Below are 22386 nucleotides of genomic sequence, written 5' to 3'. Positions count from 1 at the left end.
GACGAGGACACGGCGGGCTCGGACTCGGCCCCGGACGCAGCCCCGGACCCGGACGCGGCCCCGGGTTCAGCCGAGGACGACGCAGGAGGCCGCCGGGGCCTCGATCGCGCCCGCGCGGGACGGGACGCCGGTGCCGGGGTCGAGGGCGAACCAGGTGACGTCGCCGGAGCGCTCGTTCGCCGCGTACAGGTGGCGCCCGGAGGGGGCGAGGGTCAGGTCGCGGGGCCAGGTGCCGCCGCAGGGCACGGTGGCGGTCAGCTCGGCCTTCGTCCCGTCCGGGTCGAGGGCGAGGACGGCGAGGGTGTCGTCGCCGCGGACCGCGGCCCAGAGGAAGCGCCCGTCGGGGGCGACGGCCACTTCGGAGGGGTAGCTGGGGCCGGGGGTGCCCTCGGGGACGACACGGGTCTCACCGAGCGGTTCGAGGGTGCCGGTCTCCGCGTCCCAGCGGCAGACGGTGAGGACGGGCTCCAGCTCGTGCAGGACGTACGCGTGCGTGCCGGACGGGTGGAAGGCGAGGTGGCGCGGGCCGGTGCCGGGGCGCAGCGCGGTCTCGCCGTGGAGGGCGGGCCCGTCGGCCGCGGGGTCGAGGGAGTAGACCCACACGGAGTCGGTGCCGAGGTCCACGCTCAGGGCCCAGCGGCCGCTGGGGTCGGGGAGCACCTGGTGGGCGTGCGGGCCGCTCTGGCGGTCCGCGACGGGGCCGCTCCCCTCGTGGCGCAGGACCGCCTCGGCGGGGCGGACGGTGCCGTCGACGGCCAGGGGCAGGACGGTGACGCTGCCGGAGGTGTAGTTGGCGGTCAGGACCTCTCCCCCGGCCAGGGAGAGGTGGGTGGGTCCCGCGCCGTCGACGGGGACGGGCGCGCCGAGCGGCCGGGGCGCGGGCCCGGTGACGTCGAAGGCGGCCACGGCGCCCGCGTCGGTCTCGGACACGGCGTACAGGAGGGGGCCCGCGAGGGCGAGGAAGGAGGGGTCGGCGACGGCGTCGCTCGCGCCGGTGACGGTCAGCGCGCCCGTCTCCGCGTCCACGTCGGCGACGAGGACCCCGCGTCCGCCCGCCGAGGTGAAGGAGCCGATGTAGGCCCGTACCGCGCCCTCGTGCTCCCGGTTCCCGACCGTTCCTGCGTCGCCCACGGCGTCTCCCCTGTCCCGGCGCCGGCCGCATTCGGCCGGCCGTTCGCGGCCGACGGTAGCAGGGGTCTAGACCAAAGGGCCGGAACCGGGTCGGTTCCGGCCCCGCGTCGGGACGTTCGGGTTCAGGCGGCCGGGACCAGGGGCGCGCGCGGGGAGGTGCGCAGGGGCGCCGCGAGGTCGACGAGGGCCTGCTCCAGGCCGTGCAGATGGCCGAGGGCGGCCTCGGCGCCGGGGTGGTGGTGCGGCACCCCGGCCGCCTCGGCGACCGAGGCCCCTACGGGCCGCGCCGGGGGTACGAGGGCGTGGACGGCGGCCTCGACGCGCCAGGCGGCGGCCGCGAGCCGGGCGTCGTGCGAGGCGTCCGGGTCGGCCGCGACGGCGGCGAGGCCCCTGATCTCGCGGGCGCAGTCGTCCAGGAGCGCGAGCACCCGGCGGGCGCGGGCCTTGCGGGCGCGCAGCGGGCTCAGCGGGTGCACGAGCGGCGCGAGGGAGAGCCGGACCCGGCCGAGCAGGAGCTCCAGCTCGGCGGCGTGCGGCGCCGGGTCGGCGTCCGGGTCGCCGGCGAGCCGGCGGGCGGCGGCCGTGGTGCAGGTGTGCACGCAGGTCACGGCCCGCTCGATCCAGGCGTTGGTGGCGGCGTGCGTGGTCACGGGCAGCAGGGCCACGCCGATCGCGGCGCCGACCGCGCCGACGGCGGTCTCCTGGAAGCGGAGCAGCAGCAGCCCGGGGTGCAGGACGCCGAGCAGCCCGTACAGAAGTCCGGCCATGACGGTCACGAAGAACATCATCCAGCTGTACGAGAGCGGGGCGGTGTAGAAGATCCCGAAGACGCACACGGCGACGAGGAGGGCGGTCGGGGCGGGCGCGCCGCCGAGGGGGACGGCGATCAGGAGTCCGGCGGCGATGCCGGTGACGGTGCCGAGGACCCGGCGGAAGCCCCGGACGAGGGTCTCGCCGCGCGAGGCGGTGTTGACGAAGATCCACCAGGCGGTGCCGACGGCCCAGTACCAGCGCTCGGGGGAGATCAGCTGTCCGGCGGCGAGGGCGACGGCGCAGGCGGCGGTGGCCTGGAAGGCCTGGCGGGTGGTGGGGCGGGCGAGGCCGGCGCCCGGCAGCGGGAGGGGCGCGGCGGGCGGCGGGACGCGCCGCTCGATGCACCAGGCGCCGAAGCGGACGGCGCCGGAGGCGAGCAGGGCGAGGGCCACGGCCGCGTACAGCTCCGGGAGCTGCGCGGGGAGCGCGTGCAGGAACTGCGTCACGAAGAACTGCATGAAGGCGAAGATGCCGAGGGCGTGTCCGCGCGGTCCCCAGCGGCGGGCGTAGACCCCGGCGAAGACGACGAGGAGCCAGGCGGCGTCGCGGAGGAGGGGGGCGCCGTGGAGGAGGGTCGCCAGGGCAAGGACGGGGAAGCCGGCGGCCGGCAGCAGGGCGGTGGTGACGGCCTGGCGGCGCACGGTCGGGTCGCCCACGGTGAAGAGGGCGAGCAGCGCGGCGAGGCCGGCCGTGATCGAGGCGGTGAGGGAGAACCCCGCGAGCTCGGCGAGCGCGACCGCGAGGCCGATGCCGAGGACCGCCCGCAGGGAGACGCGCAGTCGGACGAGACCCGGATCCGGGGCCACGAACATCTTCTTCACGGCTACGGCCGCCCCCTTGTCTTGCCTTTCGCCGGCCGTGCGGCGCCCCGGGGTGGTGGGGTCGCGCGGACACGACGAAGGCGCCGCGGTCCGGACCGGCCTCGTCGCCGCCCCGGCGCTGCGCGGCGCCGAAAGTACGTGGATACGACACAGGAAAACATCCCCGGTCCCATTGGCTCAACTCATCGCCGATCCACTGGACCATTGGCCCCACTCGGCGATCCGTCATCGCTCCATTGGTGGGCCAACGGACCATTCTCGCGGGAGCGCCGTCGCCGTGGCGGACATGGAAGGCGGCCCGGATCGCGGAACGATCGGCTCCAGGTCTCGACGGTTCACCCGGCGCGGGCCTATCCTCACTGCTTACTTACTCGTCAGTAACAGCTCCGCACCGTCGCTTCGGAGGATCCCCATGCCCCGGCCCGCACGCTCCGCCCTCGCTCTCGCCGGTCTGATGGCCGCCGCGGGCACCGCCCACTTCCTCGTCCCGAGGCCGTTCGACTCGGTCGTGCCGCGCGCCCTGCCGGGCAGCCCGAGGACGTGGACGCGGGTCAGCGGGGTCGCCGAGCTGGCGCTCGCCGCCGGTCTCGCGGTGCCGAGCACGCGCCGGGCGAGCGCCCGCGCGACCGCCCTCTTCTTCGTCGCCGTCCTCCCGGCCAACGTGAAGATGGCCTACGACTGGCGCCACCGCCCCGCGGCGGCCAAGGCCGTCGCCTACGGCCGCGTGCCCCTCCAGCTCCCCCTGGTCCTCTGGGCCCGGCACGCGGCCCGCGCGGAGGACTGAGGGGCGCGAAGGCACGGGAAGCGTAGAGTCGGGCCGCGGGCGGGACCGAAGGAGGCAGGCGGGGCATGGCGGTGGACGAACTCGACACCCGGATCCTGCGGCTGCTGATCGAGCAGCCGAGGACGAGCGTGCGCGAGTACGCGCGGATCCTGGGCGTGGCGCGGGGCACCGTGCAGGCCCGGATCGACCGCCTCGAACGCGACGGCGTGATCACGGCGACCGGCCCGGTCCTCTCCCCCGCCGCCCTCGGCCACCCGGTACTCGCCTTCGTGCACGTCGAGGTGACCCAGGGGCACCTGGACGAGGTCGGGGACGCGCTCGCGGCCGTGCCGGAGATCGTGGAGGCCTTCTCGATCACCGGCGGCGGCGATCTGCTGACCCGGGTGGTGGCGCGGGACGCCGGGCACCTGGAGGACGTGATCCAGCGGCTGATCCAGCTCCCCGGGGTGGTCCGCACCCGGACCGAGATCGCACTGCGCGAGCGGGTGCCCCACCGGCTGCTGCCCCTGGTCGAGGCGGTCGGACGGAGACCGGGGACTTCCTGAACCCCTTCAGAATAGGTCGCACCTGCGAGCCAAAAGGCCCTTTTGTCCTTGCATGTGCGGCGATCAACGGCTTAGTCTTCCGTCCATGCAGTCCTATACCATCGGGCAGGCCGCGCGTCTGCTGGGCGTCAGCCCCGACACGGCTCGCCGCTGGGCCGACGCGGGCCGGGTCACCACCCACCGCGACGAGAACGGCCGGCGGCTCATCGAGGGCCACGACCTCGCGGCGTTCTCCGTGGAGATCGCGCAGGGCGACGACGAGGACGCGTCGTACACGTCGGCGCGCAACGCCTTCCCGGGCATCGTCACGGCGATCAAGCTCGGCGACGTCGCGGCCCAGGTCGACATCCAGGCAGGTCCGCACCGGCTCGTCTCCCTCCTGACTCGGGAGGCCGTGGAGGAACTGGGACTGGAAGTCGGCATGCAGGCCACCGCCCGCGTGAAGTCGACCAGCGTGCACATCGACGTGACCTGACCCCGCGTCCGCCGGGAACGGAGAATGGCGGACAGGGAACGGGAAACGGCGGGGTCGCGGGATCAGCGGGTGTCGTGGACGCCGTCGGCGCCGTGGACGCTGCGGGCGACCAGGATCGCCACGTCGTCCTGGGCGGAGTCCCCGAGGAGCCGCGCGAGGACCTCGTCGCACAGCGTGTCCAGGGGCCGGTCGAGGGGCCGGAGCGCCTGGGCCAACTGCCCCATGCCCTGGTCGAGGTCCCGGTCGCGGGCCTCGACCAGGCCGTCCGTGTAGAGGGCGAGGAGTCCGCCCTCGGGCAGGACGAGCTCCTGCGTGCCGAAGTCGTGGGCGCCCGTGCCCAGCGGGGTGCCCGGCGGTCCTTCGAGGAAGCCGACGCTCCCGTCCGGGGTGGCGACGGCCGGCGGCGGGTGGCCCGCGCGGGCGATCACCCACCGGCCGGTGGCCGGGTCGTGGACCGCGTAGACGCAGGTCGCCATCTCGTCCTCGCCGAGGTCCGCCACGACGGCGTCGAGGGAGCTGAGCATCCGGGCCGGCGGGATGTCGTGACGGGCCAGGGTCCGCACGGCGGTGCGGAGCTGGCCCATGACGGCCGCCGCGTGGATGCCGTGGCCCATGACGTCGCCGATGACGAGCCCGGTCCTGCCGCCCGGCAGGGCGATGACGTCGTACCAGTCGCCGCCGACGTCGTGGGCGCTCGCGGGCAGGTAGCGGCCGGTGAGTTCGAGGCCGGTGACGGCGGGGAGCGCGTTGTTGGTCAGGGAGCGCCGGAGGGTGAGGGCGGCCTCCCGCTGGGTGGTGTAGAGGCGGGCGTTGTCGATGTTGAGGGCGGCGCGGGCCACGACCTCGTCGACCAGGACGCGGTCCTGGGCGTCGAAGGGCTCGCGGGTCCGCAGCCTGGTCACCGTGACCGCGCCGAGGACCTTGCCCCGGGCCACGAGGGGGACGAGCCGCGCCGAGCCGATGCGGTCGGCGAAGTAGTCGCGGAGCGCCTCGGTGCGCGGGTCGGCGAAGAGGGCCGGGAGGTCGGAGGCGTAGAGGTTGGTGGGCCGCCCGTGGACGACGACCCGCTCGTACACGGAGTCCAGCGGGATCTGGAAGGTCTGCCCCGGGAGCAGCACGGACGTGGGGGCGGTCGGCTCGGGGAAGCGGGCGGCGAGCCGTCGCAGGACGCCCCGGGTGGAGGCGGCCGGGTCGTCCGGTTCGAGGACCGACTCCAGCATCTGCACGTCGGCCGAGTCGGCGAGCTGGGGCACGAGGAAGCGGACGACCTCCTCCGCCGTCCGCCCGAGGTCCAGGGTGGTGCCGATCCGGGCGCCGGCCTCCGCGAGCAGGGCGAAGCGGTGGCGGGCCCGCTCGACCTCGTCGTGCGCCTCCTGGCTCTCGGTGATGTCGACGAGGGAGGCGATGAGCCCCAGGGGCCGGCGGTCGGTGCGGTCGAGGAGCGGGGCGTACGAGCAGGACCAGATGTGGTCGCGGCCGGGGTCGGCGGGGGTGCGGCCGACCCGGCGGGCGTCGACGACGGCGGTGCCGGTGTGGAGGACGCGGCGCATGAGGACTTCGAGCGAGTCGGCGTTGACGCCGGGCACGACCTCGGCGAGGCGGCGGCCCACGTGCTCGGCGGCCGGGACGCCGTTCATCCGGGTCAGGGCGTCGTTGACGCGCAGGAAGCGCAGGTCGGGGCCGAGCAGGGCGAGGCCGATGGGCGACTGGGTGAAGAGGCTCTCCATCGCCGCCAGGTTCTCCCGCATCCGCAGGACCTCGGAGGTCTCCACGGCGATGAGCATCGCCCCTGTCCGCCCCTTCGGGTCGGCGGCCGGCACGATCCACATCTCCATGGCGACCGTGTGCCCGTCGCGGTGGCGGACGGGCAGCGTGCCCATGATGGTCTCGCCCGCCTGGACGCGGAGGGTGAGCCGGTCGGCGAGCTCCCGGTTGGCGTCGGGGACCAGGAGCGGGGTGGCGAGCCGCCCGAGGACGTGCTCGGGGCGGTGGCCGAGGAGGTCCTGGGCGGCGAGGGACCATTCGACGATGCGGCCGTCGGCGTCCTCCCGCCAGAGGGCGATCGGCAGCAGTTCGCGGAGCACGCCGGCGTCCCCCACGGCCGCCCGGGGCGGCTGCGGGACCCTGCTCGACGACTGGTGAGTCTCCAACACACCGCCCCACGCCTCGGTCGGCCCCAGGGGGCGCAATCCCTACCGAATCACCCTATCCGAGACATCGGCGGCGAGCGCTGCGCATGCGGCCGTTCGATGCCCTCCGGCGGACCCGGGGCCGGACGTGACAGGCACGGCCGGAAGCGGCGAAGATCTGGACGCGGACGGCCGTCCGGCGGACCGGACGGCCACCGAGGCCGCCGGTGCCACCGGGAGGCGGAGGCGTCGGCGGACGTGTACGGCGAGGCGGGGGCGGCGGCCGGTACCGCTCCGAGGACCAGGGAACGACCCGAGTACAGGGGTGCGCGCGTGAGCAGAGTGATCGACGGCCGTTTCGAACTGGTGGAGCGGCTGGGCGGGGGCGGCATGGGAACGGTGTGGCGCGCCCGCGACCTGGCCCTCCACCGCGACGTGGCGCTCAAGGAGGTGCGCCCGCCGGACCCCGCGATGGCCGAGTACGACACCGAGGGCGCGCGGACCCTGCGCGCGCGGGTGCTGCGGGAGGCCCGTGCCCTGGCCCGGATCGACCACCCCAACGTGGTGACGATCCATCACATCGTGGACGCGGGCGAGGGCACCTACCCGTGGCTCGTGATGGAGCTGGTCACCGGCGGCTCCCTCCAGGACCGGCTCGACCGGGGCACGATGCCCCCCGCCGAGGCCGCCGGGCTCGGCCGCGAGCTGCTCTCGGCCCTGCGCGCCGCCCACGGCCTGGGCATCGAGCACCGCGACGTGAAGCCCGCCAACGTCCTGCTGCGGCCCGACGGGCGGCCGGTCCTCACCGACTTCGGCATCGCGGCGATCCAGGAGTCCACCGCGCTGACCGCCTCGGGCTCGATCATCGGCTCGCCGGACTACATGGCGCCCGAGCGGATCCGGGGCGGCGCGAGCGGCCCGGCGGCCGACCTGTGGTCGCTGGCCATGCTCCTGTACGTGGCGGTGGAGGGCCGCCACCCGCTGCGCCGGGAGAACACCCTGGCGACCCTGGCGGCGGTCATCTCCGACGACGTGCCTCCCCCGGTCCGGGCCGGCGCGCTGACCGGCGTACTGACCCGGCTGCTCGTCCGGGACCCGGCGGCGCGCCCGGACGCGGAGGAGCTGGACCGGGCGCTGACGTCCGTCGCGACGGGGACGCCGGAGGACGGCGGGGCGGTACGGGACCGGACGCCGGACTTCGGAGCGCCGGGCTTCGGAGCACCGAACGCCGGAGGCACGGGCTTCGGGGAGCCGGGCCCGGGAAGCGCGGGCGCCGGGGGGACGACGTCTTTCCGGCTCGCGCCGCCGGGGGCGGGCGGTCCAGCGGGCACGGGCCCCGGGCCCGGGTTCCCCGGGACGGGAGCTCCGGCGGGTTGGTCCGGCGACTCCCCCGCGACCGCCCCGGTGGCGGGCCGCGCTCCCGGGCGGCGCGGACGCCGGATCGTCGTGGCGGCCGCCGTGGCGGCGGTCCTGGCGGTGGGCATACCGGTCGCCGTCGTGAACTGGGACCGGGGCGCGGGCGAGCCGGGCGACGGGCCGACCGCCGCCGCCCCCTCGCACCGGGGACCGGGCGCGCAGCCCTCGAGGTCGGCGACGCCCTCGAAGGAGCCCGCGACGGAGGCGACCGCCGGGAAGCCCGACCTGCTGACGCCCGAGGGGGTCCGCACCGCCGTCGCCGCCGTCAAGGCGGCCTCGGGCAACGCAAAGGTCAGCAGGTTCGTCGTGTACCCGGAGTACGCGATGGCCGAGGCGATGGTCGAGGGCAGCACGAAGCGGTACGACCAGTACATGTACCGGGGCGGGGACGTGGCCGTCCGGCAGGGCCCCGGCGGCACCGCCTTCCCCGGCTCGGTCCCGGTCGACCTGGACACCTTCGCGTGGGACGCCCTGCCGGCTCTCCTGAAGCGCGCCGACAAGGAGCTGGGGGTGAAGGAGCCGACCCACCGCTACCTGGTCGTCAGCCCGGCCTCGACCCTCACGAACACCGCCGCCGGGATGAGCGTCTACCTGTCCGACACGTACGGGTCCGCCTATCTGGCGGCCGACGCGAAGGGCCGGGTGACCTCCGTCTACCCCCGCGAGGACTGACGGCGTCCGGAGGGGCCTGGCGGTCAGGCCGTTCCGGGGGCCGTGAACGCGACTCCGGCCGCCGGTACGGTGACCTCCGCGTCGCTCCCGAGGGCGTACGCCGCCACCCGTGAGGCCGTCGCGGCCGGAACCGCCTCGGCGACGCCCGGCACCGCCGGGACGTCCTGGGTGGCGTGCGCGTCGTGGGGCACGACGACCCGGTAGCCGCGCGCCAGGGCCGTCCGGGCCGTCGCCTGCACGCACATCTCCGACATCACCCCGCAGACGGCGACCGCCCGGACCCCCGCGCCGGTGAGGACGTCACCCAGCGGCGTCCCCACGAAGCCGTCGTCCTCGGGCTTGCGGATCACCCGTTCCAGCGGGCCCGGCTCCACGCGGTGGTGCAACTCCCAGCCGGGGGTGTGGGGTTCGTCCTCCGATCCGGGCGGGCCGTCGTTCTGGAGGTGGACGACGAGCGCCCCGGCCCGCCGGGCGCGGGCGATCAGGTCCGCCGTCCGGTCGACGAGCCGGTCCGCGTCGGGCACGGCCCCGTCGCCGGTGACGAACGCCGACTGCACGTCCACGACGATCAGGGCGTCGACGGGCGGGGACTCCGGGGGCTGCGCGCTGTCGGTCATCCCGCCATCCTCGTGCCCCACCGGGCCGTGCCGCCACGGGATTTCGGCCGGAGAGGGCCGCCGGTCAGCCGCCCGTCGCGCGGGACGCCCCGTTCAGGAGCCACCGGCCGGAGACGCCCGTCGCCAGGAGACCGGCGAGCAGGGCGACGAGGGAGGCGCCGGGGCCCGACGTCCAGTCGACCTCCGGGGCGTGGACGGCGAGGACGACGGCGGCGGCGAGGGCCACGGCCGGGACCGCGCCGAGGGCCGGGCGGAGCCGGGTCAGGTCGTCCTCGGCCAGGGAGGCGAGGACGCCGACGCCGAGGGCGAGCGCCCACACCCCGAGGCCCTGCGCGTCGGCGCGGTTCACCGTCCACGGCACGAGCGGGCCCCAGAAGGCGGGGAAGACGAGGAGACCGGCCCCGATGCCGAGCCAGCCGGAGCCGAGCACGGCGAGCGGCGGCTTCGACCAGCCGGGCAGCGGGGCGACGGGCACCCGCCGGCCCGCGTCCGCGAGCCGTTCCGGTCGGGCCGGGCGGCGGTACTGCGCGGCGAGGCAGCCGACGGCGCCGAGCGCGAGGACGCCGAGGACGGCGACCCAGCCGAGGCTGAACAGGGCGAGGAACAGCGGCCTCCCCTCGGCCGCCTGGAGGCTGCCGGCGTTCAGGAGGCTCACCGCGAAGAGGCCGACGAGGACGGTCACGAGCGGCAGGACGAGGCTCCGCGCCTCCTCCCAGACGCGGGCCCGGCCGAGCGTGAGGAGGGCGGGCGCCACCCCGGCCATCGCCGCGCCGAGGAGTCCGGGGCTGAGCGCCTCCGGGGACACCCAGGCCCCCGCCGCGTACCCGGCCAGGCTCGTGCCGGCGAGCAGGAGGCCGACGGCAAGGCCGACGCCCCCGACGACACCGCTCAGGACCACGACGCCGGGCGAGAGCTCCCGGCCGTCGGGCGTCCCCCCGTCCACGGGCGTCCGTTCTCCGGTGGTGCTCACGCGCGTTCCCCTTCCCGGGTGGCGGCCGACGCGGGCCCGGTGCGTACGAGAGCCGGTCCGGCCGCCGGCGGCTCCTGCCGCCTCACGACCTCGCGGGCGTGCAGGATCCGCAGGCTCACCGCCGTGACGGCCGCGTACGCGAGGACGCCGACGCCGATGCCGGCGCCCGCGATCAGGGCCGTCACCCGGTCGAGGCCGAGGGTCCGCTCCAGGACCGGGACCGTCACCGCCGAGAACGCGGGGGCCAGGCACAGGGCCGCGAGGTGCAGCCCCCACTCCTCGGCGGCCCAGAGGGCCCCCCGGGCGCGGGCGCGGGCCGCCCGCACGGCGACGACCGCGTACATCGCTCCGTACGGGACGAGGTACGCGAGCAGGAGCCGGCGGCCCGCCGTGCCCCCGTCGAGGAACGAGACCGTGATCCACGCGAGGCCCGCGGCGCCCGCGAGGTGGACGGCGACCCGGACGGGGGCCGGGCACCAGGTGCCGGTCAGGCCCGGGACGGAGGTGCGCCGGTCGAGGGCGCGGGAGGCCAGCAGCGCGCCGAAGACGACGAGCGCGCCGAGGTGCATGATCGCGACGCGGTTGACGTCGAGGATGTCGAGCCCGGGGTAGAGCCGGGGCAGCGCGCCCCATTCGAGCCGAAGGAGCGGAGCGGTCATCAGGAAGCCGTAGCAGAGCAGCATCCAGCGCTGGTGCAGGTCGGGGAAGCCCCGGACGGCGGCGAGGACGCCGAAGGTCACGCTGCCGACGGTGCCGACCAGGATGGTGGCGAGCACGATCCAGAACGCGGCCCCGCTGAACGCCTCCGCCGGCGGGGTGCGCACCAGGTAGAGGGCGGCGCCCGCCATCGACGCGTACACCGTGACGGCGAAGACGGTCCCGGCGGCCCGGTGCAGCCGGATCCGGCGCCGGACGGCCGAGAGGAGCTGCACGGGTCCGAGCAGCATCAGGAGGCCGCCGAGGACCGAGTGCACGATCAGCGGGACCAGGCTGCGCTCGTACGGCTCCGCCCGGTCGCGGACGGCCTCGGCCACGAACTCCGGCGAGACGGTCCGGCCGAGGACCCACTCGCCGAGGGCGGGCGCGCCCGGCCGGGCGTACGGCCAGAGTTCGGTCACGGCGATCGGCGCGTACGCGAGGCAGACCACCGTCACGGCGAGGACGGCCGCCCGTCCCCGTCTCGTGCCTGCCGTACGTCGACGTTCCACGGCGGTTCCCCCTTCGCCCCCTCCGCGCGCCCACGGCCGCGATAGTCCTGCCTGGACCATGGAGGGACTACGGAGGAAGGTAGGGCGGGCCGGGGACGGGGGTCAACCGGTCGGTAACAAGAATCCGGGGCGGGGCCGCGACGGGGTCAGGGCTCGCGGCTCTCGACCCACTGCCAGAAGTCGACCATCATCCGCTCGTAGCGGATGCCGAACTCCAGCGCCTCGCGCTGGCCGCGCGTCAGCAGTTCGCCCACGTCGCGGGCGAGTTCCTCGTACCCGTCGAGGGTCCGCCGGTGCTCCTCGACCTGGACGGGGGCGTGGACGCGCGGACTGGCCCCGAACCACAGCTTGAGGATGCCGCGTTCGCGGGCCTCGACGGGCACGAAGGCCGGGTCGGCGAGCCAGTCGCGCAGGGCCGCCGCGCCCTCCCCGGTGAGGCTCATCAGCCGCCGGTTCCGGCCGCCGGGCTGGCGCACCTCGGAGAGGAGCCCCGCCCCCAGGAGCCGGTCGCACTGCGCGTAGACCTGCGCGTGCGGCATGGACCAGAACGGCGCCACGGTCCGCGCCGCCTCGACCTTCACGTCGTACGGAGTGGCCTCGCCCAGCTTGTCGATGATGCCGAGCACGAGGTACGAGGGCGTGGTCAACCGGACTTCAGACATGCGGCGACCGTACCCCGGCCCTATTCCGTCCGGCGGGCCCTCGCCGGGGCGGCCCCGGAGACCGCTCCGGCCGGGGCGGGCTCCGGGCGGAGGAGGTCGCCGAGCGCGGTCAGGTGGATGAGCCGGAGGATCCGCGGCTGGTCGCAGAGGAGCCGCCAGCGCCCGCCCCGTTCGCGCGTGCGTTCGGCGCAGCGGACGAGGAGGCCGAGTCCGGTGGCGTCGCAGAAGGTGAGTCCCCGGATGTCGAGGGTCAGCGCGTCGGACTCACGGGCGAGGGCGTCGAGTTCGGGGCGCAGGCGCCGCACCAGGACGAGGTCGAGCTCGCCCCGGAGGGCGACGAGGGTGTGTCCGCCGGACGAACGTGCTTCCAGATGTCGGCCTTGACGGGGGATCAGCTGCATCGACCTCTCCAGGGGGTGGTTCCGTATGTCACACAGAGCGTGACCAACTCCTACCCGGAGGGGACGTTTCGCCTGTCACGCAATCACCCGAATCGGTGAATATCAGCCCCGTTTCCCGCGTCGGCCCCCGACGCACCCCTTCCCCGCCCGGGACCGTTCACCGCCCGTCCGACGCGAGGGCCGCGGCGGCCTCCTCCTGGATGCGGCCGAACTCGGCGCCCATGGAGGCGGCGAGCGCCTGGGCGGCGGAGAGGGGGCGGACCATGACGGTGAACTCGTCGATCCTGCCCTCCTCGTCGAAGTGGAGGAAGTCGCAGCCGTTGATCTCCTTATCCCCCACCTTCGCGGTGAAGACGAGGGCGTGGTCGCGGCCGTCCGCGCCCTCGATCTCGCGGACGTACCGGAAGTCGGAGAAGACCCGGAGGACCCCGCGCAGGATCGCGGCGGTGAGGGCCTTGCCGGGGTACGGCTTGAAGGCGACGGGGCTGGTGAAGACGACGTCCTCGGCGAGCAGCGCCTCGACGGCGTCGAGGTCGCGGTTCTCCACGGCGGTACGGAACGGGTGCACGGCACGACTCCATAGGCAACTAGTTGAATAGGTGCAGGGGCAGCTAACCGTATGGTCCGCGTTCCGTCCAGGGGTCACCCCCGGGGACGGACCGGCCGGCCCGTCAGCTCCGCCAGGGGGAGGCGGCGGAACTCCAGGGTCTCGTAGGGGCTCGTGGTCCCGGTCTCGTGGAGCAGGCCGACCGTCTCCGCGTCCAGGGGCACCAGGTCCGAGTAGGCGGCCTTCCGGCAGGAGACGGTCAGCGCCTTCACGGCGGTCCCGCCGTCGTCTTCGAGGCGCCAGACGGCGGGTTCGGCGCGGGCGTCCGGCACCGAGGGCGCCGAGAACAGCAGGACCCCGCCCGCGCGCAGGACGCTGCCCTGCACGACGGGCACGCCGTCCAGGGCGGGTTGGGGCGCGAAGGGCCGTTCGAGGGTCGCGCCGCCGTCGCCCGAGACGGCGTCCGCGCGGTTCCCCGGACTCGTGCCCAGTTGGTCGCGGGTGTTGAAGTACAGCCTTCCGTCGGGCAGTTCGGCGACGGTCGTCTCGTTGGCGTTCACGTGGCCGTCGTAGGTGTCGTCCACGAGACCGAGGCGCCAGGAGTGTCCGCCGTCGTCGCTGTGGAACGCGTGCGCCCCGTAGTGACGGGGTTCCCGCCCGGTGTCGGGGGACCCGGCGGGCGGTGCCGCCGAGTGGTCGGCGGGGACGACGAGCCGCCCCGCGTGCGGTCCCCGGGTCAGGGCGAGGGCGTGGCCCGGCCCGGTGGCGTACCAGCGCCATCCGGGGCGCTTCACGCTCGCGGTGATCTCCCGCGGCGCGGAGAAGGTCCTGCCGTCGTCGGCGCTGCGCTGGACGAACACCCGGCGCCCCCGGTCCGCCGGCACCTCGCCCCGCAGGATCCGCTCCTCCGTCGCCTCCCCGCCGTTGTAGGAGCTGAGCAGGACCACGTCGCCGGAGCGCGGGTCGACGACCGGCGCGGGGTTGCCGCGCGTGTCGCCGTCCCCGTCGGCGACGACCCGGCGCGGCCCCCAGGTGCACCCGCCGTCCTCCGAGCGCCGGACCACGATGTCGATGTGTCCGCTGTCCCCGCCGTCGTCGACCCGTCCCTCGGCGAAGGCGAGGACGGCGCCCTCGCGGGTGCGCACGGCGGCCGGGATGCGGTAGCTCGCGTAGCCGCCGGTCCCGGCCGTGTACGGGACGGAGGCCACGCACGGGGCCGGGGCCGGGGCCGCCGTCGGGACAGGGGCCGAGGCCCGGGCCGCTCCCGCGAGGACCAGCAGGAGCGCTCCCCAGGTCCGGACGACCGTCATGCGGTTTCTCCCTGCCGTCGCGCCGTCCCCCGGTCCGGTGCCCGGCGGCCCTCCGGGACAGTCTCCGGCCGGGGGCCCGGCCGGAGGGGACGGCGCGCCGGGCGGGACCGCGGACCGGGGCCGCCCGCCGAACCGGGCCTGCCGTGCCTCGGACCGCCGCCCCCTCGGGCCGGCGTGCCGTCGGCCCGCCGTCCCCCCAGGCCCCCCAGGCCGCCGTCCCCTCAGCCCGCCGTCCTCGCCATCCACGCCTCGACCTCGTCCGCCGAGCGCGGCAGGCCCGCCGACAGGTTCTCGTGGCCGTCCTCGGTGACGAGCAGGTCGTCCTCGATGCGGACGCCGATGCCCCGCCACTCCTCGGGCACGGTCAGGTCGTCGGGCTGGAAGTACAGGCCCGGCTCGACGGTCAGGACCATGCCCGGCGCGAGGACGGCGTCGACGTACTCCTCCGTGCGGGCCCGCGCGCAGTCGTGGACGTCCAGGCCGAGCATGTGGCCGGTCCCGGCCATGGTGAAGCGGCGCTGGAGGCCGAGGGCGTACGCGCGGTCCACCGGCCCCTCGACGAACCCCCACTCCACGAGGCGGGCCGTCAGGCTGCGCTGCGCCGCCTCGTGGAAGGCGCGGTAGGGGACGCCCGGCTTCACCGCCGCCATCCCGGCCTCCTGCGCCTCGTGCACGGCGTCGTACACCCGGCGCTGGACGGGGGTGAAGGTGCCGCTGATCGGGAGGGTGCGGGTGACGTCGGCGGTGTAGAGGGTGCGGGTCTCCACGCCGGCGTCGAGGAGGAGCAGGTCGCCGGGGCGCACCGGTCCGTCGTTGTCCGTCCAGTGCATGATCGTGGCGTGCTCGCCGGCGGCGCAGATGGAGCCGTAGCCGACGGAGTTGCCCTCCAGGCGGGCCCGGCGGAAGAAGGTGCCCTCGATCCAGCGCTCGGAGGAGGCGACCGCGCGGGAGAGCTCCGCGACGCAGTCGGTGAAGCCGCGCACGGTGGAGTCGACCGCCTTGCGCAGCTCGCCGACCTCCCAGGCGTCCTTGACGAGCCGGAGGCCGCTCAGCGCCTCCTCCAGCTCCTCGTCGCGCTCCTCGTCGGTGGTGACGGCCGCTTCGAGGGCCGGGTCGATCCCCCGGACGATCCGGGTGGGGACGCCGGTCCCGGCGGCCAGGTCGTCGGCGGCGGTGCGGACATCGCGGCAGGGCAGTCCGAGGACGGCGCCGGACTCGGCGAGGGAGGGGCGGCGGCCCGTCCACAGCTCGGCCGTGTAGCCGATCCAGAACTCGTCGTCCTCCCGGCTGTCGCGGGGCAGCTGGTAGCAGTACGCGTCGTGGCCGCCGTCGGCGCGCGGTTCGAGGACGAGGGCGCCGTCGCGGGCCCGGTCGCCGGTCAGGTGCACGTAGCCCGAGTACGGGCGGAACGGATAGACGTCGTCGTTGGAGCGGTACTTGAGGTTCCCCGAGGGGACGACCAGGCGCTCGCCGGGGAAGAGCGCGGAGAGCGCGGCGCGGCGGCGGGCCGCGTACGGGGCCTGCTCGTCGGGTTCGAGCCCGTGCCGTTCGGTGTCCGCCCACCCCGTCCTCATCAGGGCGGAGAGCTCCTCGGAGACGCCTTCGTAGAGACCGTTCTTGCGACCCTTCGCCACGTCCTGCTCCTTCTTCCGGTTCTTCCGGTCCCTCGGGGGGATTCCACGGCCGCCGGGCGTCGGCGGCCCCCGGACGGTACTGCGCCCGGCGCCCGCCGGTGGCCGGGGTCCGCCAGTGGCACGGATCGGCCAACCGGGATGCCGCGGGCACCGATAATGCGGTCATGGCGAACGACGCGAGGCTCGGTGAGGCGCTCCGGCTGCTGGGGGTCGGGGAGGGGGCCCGACGGCTCTACCCGCGCCTCCTGGAGCTCGGGCCCGCGCCGCTGGAGACGATCGGCGCGGCGGCCGGTCTGACGGGCGACGGGCTCGCAGCCGCGTACGGCGAGCTGGTCGACGCGGGTCTGGCGAGCGCCGTCGCGGACGGCGGGGACCCGGTGGCGCCGGTGCCCCCGGCGGCGGGTCTGGAGATCCTCGGCCGGCACCGGGCGGCCGAGCTGGACGAGGCCCGGATCACGGTCGGCGGGGCGTTCGAGGCGTTCCGGCGGCAGCGGCTCGCGGCGTACCACGACGACCTGGTCGAGGTGGTGACCGGGGAGGCGGTCGGACCCCGGATGCGGCAGGCCTGGGCCAGTGCGCGGGAGCAGATCCGGCAGCTGGACTCTCCCCCGTACTTCCCGCTGCCGAGCGCCACCGACGACGCGCTCGCGACCCTGGCGCGCGGGGTGACGCAGCGGGTCGTCTACTCGCAGGCGTCCCTGGAGCACCCGGGGCAGCTGGAGGAGGCGATCGAGCCGTGCGTGGAGGCGGGCGAGCAGGCGCGGGTGCTGCCGTCGGTACCGGTGAAGCTGCTGATCATCGACGAGGCGTACGCGCTGGTCTCGCTCTCCATCAGGGAGGCCGACGTCCACAACAGCATGCTGGTCGTGCAGCCGTGCGGCCTGCTCTCGGCGCTCGTGGCGCTCTTCGAGCAGACCTGGCGGAGCGCGCTGCCCCTGCACGGCCGCTCGGTGCGGCCGGCGGGGCTGCTGCCCGCCGACCGCCGGCTGCTCCGGCTCCTCGCGGCCGGGGCGGGCGACGATGTCCTCGCCCGGGAGCTCGGGGTCAGCCGCCGCACGCTCTTCCGCCGGATCCAGGTCCTGATGGCCCGGCTCGGTGCTACGAGCCGGTTCCAGATGGCGCTCCAGGCGCAGCGCTCGGGGTGGCTGTGACGTCACCCGTCCCCGGCCCGGTCTTCGTGAGGTTCTTCCACAGGAAGGTGTGCAGGAGGGCGCTGTTGTGGGCGGCCTGCTCGTTGTCCCCCGCGCCCGCGTGGCCGCCGCCGGTGTTCTCGTGGAAGAGGACGGGGTGGCCGAGCTCCCGGAGCCGCGCCGCCGTCTTGCGGGCGTGGCCGGGGTGGACGCGGTCGTCGCGGGTCGAGGTCATCAGGAGGACGGGCGGATAGGGCCGGTCCGCCTCCAGGCGGTGGTACGGGGAGAGGTCCCGCAGGTGCGGCAGGTCGGCCTCGTCGTCCGGGTCGCCGTACTCGGCGATCCAGGACGCGCCCGCCAGGAGCTTGTGGAAGCGGGTCATGTCGAGGAGCGGCACCTGCGCGACGATCGCGCCGAACAGTTCGGGGTACCGGGTGAGCATCGCGCCCATGAGCAGGCCGCCGTTGCTGCCGCCCACCGCGCCGAGCCGGTCCGGGGTGGTGACGCCCCGGGCGACCAGGTCCTCGGCGACGGCCGCGAAGTCCTCGAAGGCGCGCGGCCGTTCGGCGCGGAGCGCGGCCTGGTGCCAGTCGGGTCCGTACTCGCCGCCGCCCCGGATGTTGGCGACGACGTGGGTGCCGCCGCGCTCCAGCCAGGCCCGGCCCCGTACGGCGCCGTAGGAGGGGGTGAGGGAGACCTCGAAGCCGCCGTAGCCGTAGAGCAGGGTGGGCCCGGGGCCGGTGGCGGAGTGGTCGGGGCCGATGACGAAGTACGGCACGCGCGTGCCGTCCCGCGAGGTCGCGAAGTGCTGCGCGACGGTCAGACCGGTCGTGTCGAAGCGTTCCGGGGCCTGCTTGAGGACCTCGGTGTCGCCGCCGATCTCGCCGCGGCGGAGGGTGGAGGGCTGGAGGAAGCCGGACACGTCGAGGAAGTACTCGTCGGTGCGGTCCGGGTCCGTGCCGGTGACGCCGACGTCGGAGAGGGGCGGGACGCCGACGAGGGGCGAGCGCTCCCAGGGGCCCTCGTCGGTCGGGGTGAGGACCTCGACGCGGGTGCCGACGTCGCGCATCGTCTGGAGGACCAGGTGGTGGCGGGTCCAGGTGTGCCCGGCGAGGGCGGTCCGCTCGTCGGGCGCGAACAGGACCTCGTGGGCGCGGTCACCCGCGAGGAAGGCGTCGAAGCCGAAGGCGAGGAGGGAGCCGCTCGGCCGCCCGAGCCACTCGGACTTGAGGGCGACGATCAGGTGCCGGCGGTGCGCGTAGGCCTCGGCGTCCTCGGGCACGTCGATCCGCACGAGCGTCCCGCCGGGCTCCAGGAGGTGCGTCTCGCTGCGGAAGAAGTCCAGCGAGCGGCCGACGAAGTCCCGTTCGAAGCCGGGCGTGGTGTCGTGGTGGCCCCAGGCCGACACGTCCGCGCTCCCGGCCTCGAAGACGGTCTCGGCCTCCTCCAGGGGGGTGCCGCGCCGCCAGCGGCGGACCGTGCGGGGGTAGCCCGAGTCGGTCAGCGAGCCCGGTCCGGTGTCGGTGCCGACGAAGACGGTGTCGGCGTCGATCCAGCCGATCCGGGTCTTCGCCTCCGGCAGCCGGAAGCCGTCCTCGACGAACTCCTTCGCCTCCAGGTCGAACTCGCGGACCACCGCGGCGTCGGCGCCGTCCCGCGAGAGGCTCACCAGGGCCCGGTCGTGGGCGGGCCGGCGTGCGACCGCCCCGTCCCAGACCCACTTCTCGTCCTCCTCGGCGGCGAGCGCGTCGACGTCGAGGAGGAGCTCCCACTCGGGCTCGTCCTTGCGGTACTGCTCCAGGGTGGTGCGCCGCCACACCCCGCGCACGTGCTCGGCGTCCTGCCAGAAGTTGTAGAGGTGCGCGCCTCGCCGGGTGGTGTACGGGATGCGGTCCGAGGCGTCGAGCACCTCCCGCAGGCGCTCCTTCAGCGGGGTGAACCCGGGGTCGGCGGCCAGGGCCTCCGCCGTCTCGGCGTTCCGCTCGGCCACCCACGCGAGGGCGGCGTCGCCGGAGACCTCTTCCAGCCACAGGTACGGGTCGTCATCGCTCATCTGCGTATTGTGCGGGACCGGCGCGCGCGACCGAAGGGGGCCTCCGGTCTCAGCCGGTCCGGCGGAGCCGTACGCCCAGGTGGTGCTGGAGCGGCAGGCCGACGGCCGCGAGGTCGTGGACGAAGTCGAGCGTGTCCGGGTCGGCGAGGGTGTAGCGGCGGCGGGTGGCGTCCACCTGCTTGGCCGTGGGGGCGAGGGCGACCTCGTGAGTGGCGAGGTCGACCGCGGTGCCGTCCGCGCGGCCGACCGCGATCTCCGCGATACCGGTGGGCTGGGTGATCAGCGCCTCGACGCGCCCCTCCGGCTGGAGCCGCCACCAACCGCTCTCCCGTGCGGAGGGCCGCAGCGGGGCGCCGTCCCCGTCGACCAGCCAGGCCCGCGCCTCGTAGCGGAGGAAGGGCCGCCCGTCGTGGCTGAAGGCGACCTCCTGCTCGTACGCGAAGTCCCCGTCGAGCGACGGGTACCCGCCGCGTCCCCGGCCGGTCCAGGTCCCCAGGAGCCCGAGGACCGGCGCGAGCAGGGGGTGCGGGGCGGGCTCCGCGTCCGGCCGGAGGGCGTCGGGGTAGGGGTGCTGCCGGTCGGGGTCGGTCATGGGGCGTGCTCCTGGATCGTGGGCCGTGCCGGTTCGCAGCCCGGGGGGTGTCCTGCCGATCATGCCGGATCAGCGAGCGGCATGATCGGCGAGGAACCCCCGGGGCCCGTCTGGCGGCGGGCCGGGGCGGCGCGCTACGGCCGGGCGGGGATCCGGGGTCGGCGCGCTACGGCCGGGCGGAGGTCCGCTCCCCGTTCCGTGCCGTCACCCGCAGGACGACGGCGGCGGTCGTGCCCGCGAGGGGGCCCAGGCGAGGGCGGCCGGGACGCCGTGGCCGAGGCCGGCGGCCTCGTACACGAAGCCTCCGTACGGGCTCGCCGGACTCGTCGCGTTCTCCACCGGCGGGGAGACGAGCGGCCCGACGACGGTCGCGCAGACCGTGACGGCCGCCGTCGCCGGGACGGTGGCCCGGGTGAGCAGGCCGGGCGGCGACCCTGTCGTACGAGAGGACGACCGGGGACAGGGCGACCACGGCCGTCCCCGCGGTGGCGGCCGGGCGCGCGGCGCGGGCCGGCGGTCGCGGGGGAGACCGGAGGGCGGGGATCACGCTCCGGACCCGGGCACGCCCCCGTTCCGGTCCCCGGGACGGCACGTCCACTCCCCGAGACACCGTTGACCCGCCCCGTGACGGCCGCTACGTTCGCGCCATGTTGCGTACAGCCCTGCTCACCACGCGCGGTCACATCGACCTGCTGCGGGTGGCCTCCGCCGCGTGTCGTCGCGGCCGCTGACGCCCTTTCACCGCTCCTCCCCTCTTCCTGACGCCCTGACCGCCGTGTGCGCGCGCCCGTTCCGCGCCCGCGGTCGCTGAGGCGTACCCTCGCCGCCCCCTCCCTCCCGGAGTCCGTCATGACGGTCGACCATGCCCCACCGCCCTCCGCCCCTTCCGCGCCCGACATATCGGTTCTGCCCGGTTCGGACGTCGAGTCCCTCACCCCCGCACGGGGAGCCGGCCGCGGTCCCTCCGTCCCCCGCTGGCTGCGCCGGGCCGTCGGACCGGTGCTGCTGCTCCTCCTCTGGCAACTGTCGAGCTCGGCGGGGGTGCTGCCGGCGGACGTGCTCGCCTCGCCGGGGACCATCGCCCGGGCGGGCGGCGAGCTGATCGTCGACGGCACACTGCCGAACGCGATGGGGGTCTCGCTGCGGCGGGTCGCCGTGGGGCTGCTGCTCGGCGGCGCGGTGGGGATCGTCCTCGCCCTGGTGTCCGGTCTCTCGCGGCTCGGGGAGGACCTGGTCGACGCCCCCGTGCAGATGCTGCGGACGGTGCCCTGGGTCGGGCTCATCCCGCTGTTCATCATCTGGCTGGGCATCGGGGAGGCGCCGAAGGTGGCGCTCATCGCCCTCGGCGTCGCCTTCCACCTCTACCTCAACGTGTACGCCGGGATCCGGGGCGTCGACGCCCAGCTCGTCGAGGCCGGCGAATCCCTGGGGCTCGGCCGGTGGGGCCTGGTCCGGCACGTCGTCCTGCCGGGCGCGCTGCCCGGCGCCATGACCGGTCTGCGGTACTCCCTCGCCACCGCCTGGCTCGCCCTCGTCTTCGGCGAGTCCATCAACGCCGACGCCGGGATCGGCTTCCTCATGAACCAGGCCCGGGAGTTCTTCCGCACGGACGTGATCGTCGTCTGCCTGGTCGTCTACGCCTTCCTCGGCCTGCTCGCCGACGCCCTCGTCCGCACTCTCGAAAGGCTGCTGCTGCAATGGCGACCGACCTTCACCGGGCAGTGACCGTCCAGGGGCTCACCCGCTCCTTCGACGGACGTCCCGTGGTCGACGGGCTCGACCTGACCCTCCACGCCGGGCAGTTCACCGCGCTCCTCGGGCACAGCGGCTGCGGCAAGTCCACGCTGCTGCGCGTCCTGGCCGGGCTCGACCGGGAGATCTCCGGCACCGTCCTCGTCCCGCGCCGCCGTGCCGTCGCCTTCCAGGCGCCGCGCCTCATGCCCTGGAAGAAGGTCTGGCGCAACGTGCTGCTCGGCCTTCCGGGGAAGCCGGGCCGGGAGGTCGCGGAGAAGGCCCTGTCCGAGGTCGGCCTCGGCGAACGCTCGGGGGCCTGGCCGAAGACCCTGTCCGGCGGCGAGGCCCAACGCGCCTCCCTCGCGAGGGCGCTGGTACGGGATCCGGACCTGCTGCTGCTCGACGAGCCGTTCGGCGCGCTCGACGCGCTCACCCGGATCAAGGCGCAGCGCCTGGTGGCCGAGCTGTGGCAGCGGCGCGGCTGCACGGTCCTGCTCGTCACGCACGACGTGGACGAGGCGCTGCTGCTCGCGGACCGCGCGCTGGTGATGCGGGACGGGGTCATCGCGTACGACACCGCCGTCGACCTCGACCGGCCCCGCTCCCCCGGCGACCCCGCGCTCGCCGCGCTCCGCACCCGGCTGCTCGCCGAACTCGGCGTGGCGGAGGGCGAGTCCGTCGAGAAGGCGGCCTGAATCCCGTACGCGTACCCCACCTCCGCACGTACCTCCGCACACCTCCG

The 22386-nt window shown here is 75.4% G+C and carries 20 protein-coding genes; 7 read left to right on the top strand and 13 right to left on the bottom strand.

The window, feature by feature from the left end; all coding sequences use genetic code 11:
- Positions 1 to 66 precede the first annotated feature (66 nt).
- Entirely contained in the window at positions 67 to 1131 is a 1065-nt protein-coding gene (locus AB0398_RS05995; RefSeq protein ID WP_366372598.1) for a lactonase family protein, read from the bottom strand.
- 122 nt (positions 1132 to 1253) lie between these two features.
- The gene (locus tag AB0398_RS05990; protein ID WP_366373010.1) at positions 1254 to 2756 is read right to left on the bottom strand and encodes an FUSC family protein; all 1503 of its coding nucleotides are present in this window, start codon (positions 2754 to 2756) and stop codon (positions 1254 to 1256) included.
- Between the two features lie 421 nt (positions 2757 to 3177).
- Here AB0398_RS05990 and AB0398_RS05985 point away from each other — a divergent pair, with 421 nt between their 5' ends.
- The 3 genes from AB0398_RS05985 to AB0398_RS05975 all read left to right on the top strand — a co-directional run bounded on the left by AB0398_RS05985 (position 3178) and on the right by AB0398_RS05975 (position 4569).
- Positions 3178 to 3549, top strand: a complete 372-nt coding sequence (locus AB0398_RS05985) for a hypothetical protein (RefSeq protein WP_366372596.1) — start codon at positions 3178 to 3180, stop codon at positions 3547 to 3549.
- 65 nt (positions 3550 to 3614) lie between these two features.
- On the top strand, positions 3615 to 4094 hold the full coding sequence (locus AB0398_RS05980) for an Lrp/AsnC family transcriptional regulator (RefSeq protein WP_366372594.1): 480 nt from the start codon (positions 3615 to 3617) through the stop codon (positions 4092 to 4094).
- Between the two features lie 85 nt (positions 4095 to 4179).
- Positions 4180 to 4569: a helix-turn-helix transcriptional regulator gene (locus tag AB0398_RS05975; RefSeq protein ID WP_366372592.1), complete on the top strand. Its 390-nt coding sequence runs from the start codon at positions 4180 to 4182 to the stop codon at positions 4567 to 4569.
- A 62-nt stretch (positions 4570 to 4631) separates the two neighbouring features.
- Here AB0398_RS05975 and AB0398_RS05970 read toward each other — a convergent pair whose 3' ends face one another.
- Positions 4632 to 6722, bottom strand: coding sequence for a SpoIIE family protein phosphatase (locus AB0398_RS05970; protein ID WP_366372590.1), 2091 nt, complete (start codon positions 6720 to 6722; stop codon positions 4632 to 4634).
- A gap of 309 nt (positions 6723 to 7031) precedes the next feature.
- Here AB0398_RS05970 and AB0398_RS05965 point away from each other — a divergent pair, with 309 nt between their 5' ends.
- Positions 7032 to 8786 carry a serine/threonine-protein kinase gene (locus tag AB0398_RS05965; RefSeq protein WP_366372589.1) on the top strand — a complete coding sequence of 585 codons (1755 nt, stop codon included), beginning with the start codon at positions 7032 to 7034 and terminating at the stop codon, positions 8784 to 8786.
- Positions 8787 to 8809: 23 nt separating this feature from the next.
- Here AB0398_RS05965 and AB0398_RS05960 read toward each other — a convergent pair whose 3' ends face one another.
- The 8 genes from AB0398_RS05960 to AB0398_RS05925 form a co-directional block, all read right to left on the bottom strand.
- Positions 8810 to 9403, bottom strand: coding sequence for a cysteine hydrolase family protein (locus tag AB0398_RS05960; protein WP_366372587.1), 594 nt, complete (start codon positions 9401 to 9403; stop codon positions 8810 to 8812).
- A gap of 64 nt (positions 9404 to 9467) precedes the next feature.
- The gene (locus tag AB0398_RS05955; protein ID WP_366372586.1) at positions 9468 to 10373 is read right to left on the bottom strand and encodes a hypothetical protein; all 906 of its coding nucleotides are present in this window, start codon (positions 10371 to 10373) and stop codon (positions 9468 to 9470) included.
- The gene (locus AB0398_RS05950) at positions 10370 to 11581 is read right to left on the bottom strand and encodes a DUF2306 domain-containing protein (RefSeq protein ID WP_366372584.1); all 1212 of its coding nucleotides are present in this window, start codon (positions 11579 to 11581) and stop codon (positions 10370 to 10372) included. Before AB0398_RS05950 ends, AB0398_RS05955 begins: the two co-directional genes overlap by 4 nt.
- A gap of 146 nt (positions 11582 to 11727) precedes the next feature.
- Positions 11728 to 12243 carry a PadR family transcriptional regulator gene (locus tag AB0398_RS05945; protein WP_366372582.1) on the bottom strand — a complete coding sequence of 172 codons (516 nt, stop codon included), beginning with the start codon at positions 12241 to 12243 and terminating at the stop codon, positions 11728 to 11730.
- Positions 12244 to 12263: 20 nt separating this feature from the next.
- Positions 12264 to 12644, bottom strand: coding sequence for an STAS domain-containing protein (locus AB0398_RS05940; protein WP_366372580.1), 381 nt, complete (start codon positions 12642 to 12644; stop codon positions 12264 to 12266).
- Between the two features lie 157 nt (positions 12645 to 12801).
- Positions 12802 to 13212 carry a nuclear transport factor 2 family protein gene (locus tag AB0398_RS05935; protein WP_366372578.1) on the bottom strand — a complete coding sequence of 137 codons (411 nt, stop codon included), beginning with the start codon at positions 13210 to 13212 and terminating at the stop codon, positions 12802 to 12804.
- A 74-nt stretch (positions 13213 to 13286) separates the two neighbouring features.
- Entirely contained in the window at positions 13287 to 14501 is a 1215-nt protein-coding gene (locus AB0398_RS05930; protein WP_366372576.1) for a sialidase family protein, read from the bottom strand.
- 221 nt (positions 14502 to 14722) lie between these two features.
- Positions 14723 to 16135 carry an aminopeptidase P family protein gene (locus AB0398_RS05925; protein ID WP_366372574.1) on the bottom strand — a complete coding sequence of 471 codons (1413 nt, stop codon included), beginning with the start codon at positions 16133 to 16135 and terminating at the stop codon, positions 14723 to 14725.
- A 164-nt stretch (positions 16136 to 16299) separates the two neighbouring features.
- On the opposite strand from AB0398_RS05925, the gene AB0398_RS05920 reads away from it, so the two are divergent.
- Complete coding sequence (locus AB0398_RS05920) at positions 16300 to 17286, top strand: LuxR family transcriptional regulator (protein ID WP_366372573.1); 987 nt, start codon at positions 16300 to 16302, stop codon at positions 17284 to 17286.
- Here AB0398_RS05920 and AB0398_RS05915 read toward each other — a convergent pair.
- Together AB0398_RS05915 and AB0398_RS05910 are read right to left on the bottom strand one after the other, a co-directional pair.
- Complete coding sequence (locus tag AB0398_RS05915; protein WP_366372571.1) at positions 17234 to 19318, bottom strand: prolyl oligopeptidase family serine peptidase; 2085 nt, start codon at positions 19316 to 19318, stop codon at positions 17234 to 17236. The two genes, AB0398_RS05920 and AB0398_RS05915, sit on opposite strands and share 53 nt — an antisense overlap.
- Positions 19319 to 19367: 49 nt before the next feature.
- Positions 19368 to 19910 carry an FABP family protein gene (locus AB0398_RS05910; protein ID WP_366372569.1) on the bottom strand — a complete coding sequence of 181 codons (543 nt, stop codon included), beginning with the start codon at positions 19908 to 19910 and terminating at the stop codon, positions 19368 to 19370.
- An 849-nt stretch (positions 19911 to 20759) separates the two neighbouring features.
- On the opposite strand from AB0398_RS05910, the gene AB0398_RS05905 reads away from it, so the two are divergent.
- Together AB0398_RS05905 and AB0398_RS05900 are read left to right on the top strand one after the other, a co-directional pair.
- Complete coding sequence (locus tag AB0398_RS05905; RefSeq protein WP_366372567.1) at positions 20760 to 21635, top strand: ABC transporter permease; 876 nt, start codon at positions 20760 to 20762, stop codon at positions 21633 to 21635.
- On the top strand, positions 21608 to 22339 hold the full coding sequence (locus AB0398_RS05900; protein ID WP_366372565.1) for an ABC transporter ATP-binding protein: 732 nt from the start codon (positions 21608 to 21610) through the stop codon (positions 22337 to 22339). Before AB0398_RS05905 ends, AB0398_RS05900 begins: the two co-directional genes overlap by 28 nt.
- Positions 22340 to 22386 lie beyond the last annotated feature (47 nt).

Origin of the sequence: Streptomyces sp. NPDC086147, from assembly GCF_040702165.1 — a bacterium.
In the GTDB taxonomy this organism is placed as follows: Bacteria; Actinomycetota; Actinomycetes; order Streptomycetales; family Streptomycetaceae; genus Streptomyces.
This window is presented reverse-complemented; position numbering and strand designations above follow the sequence as displayed.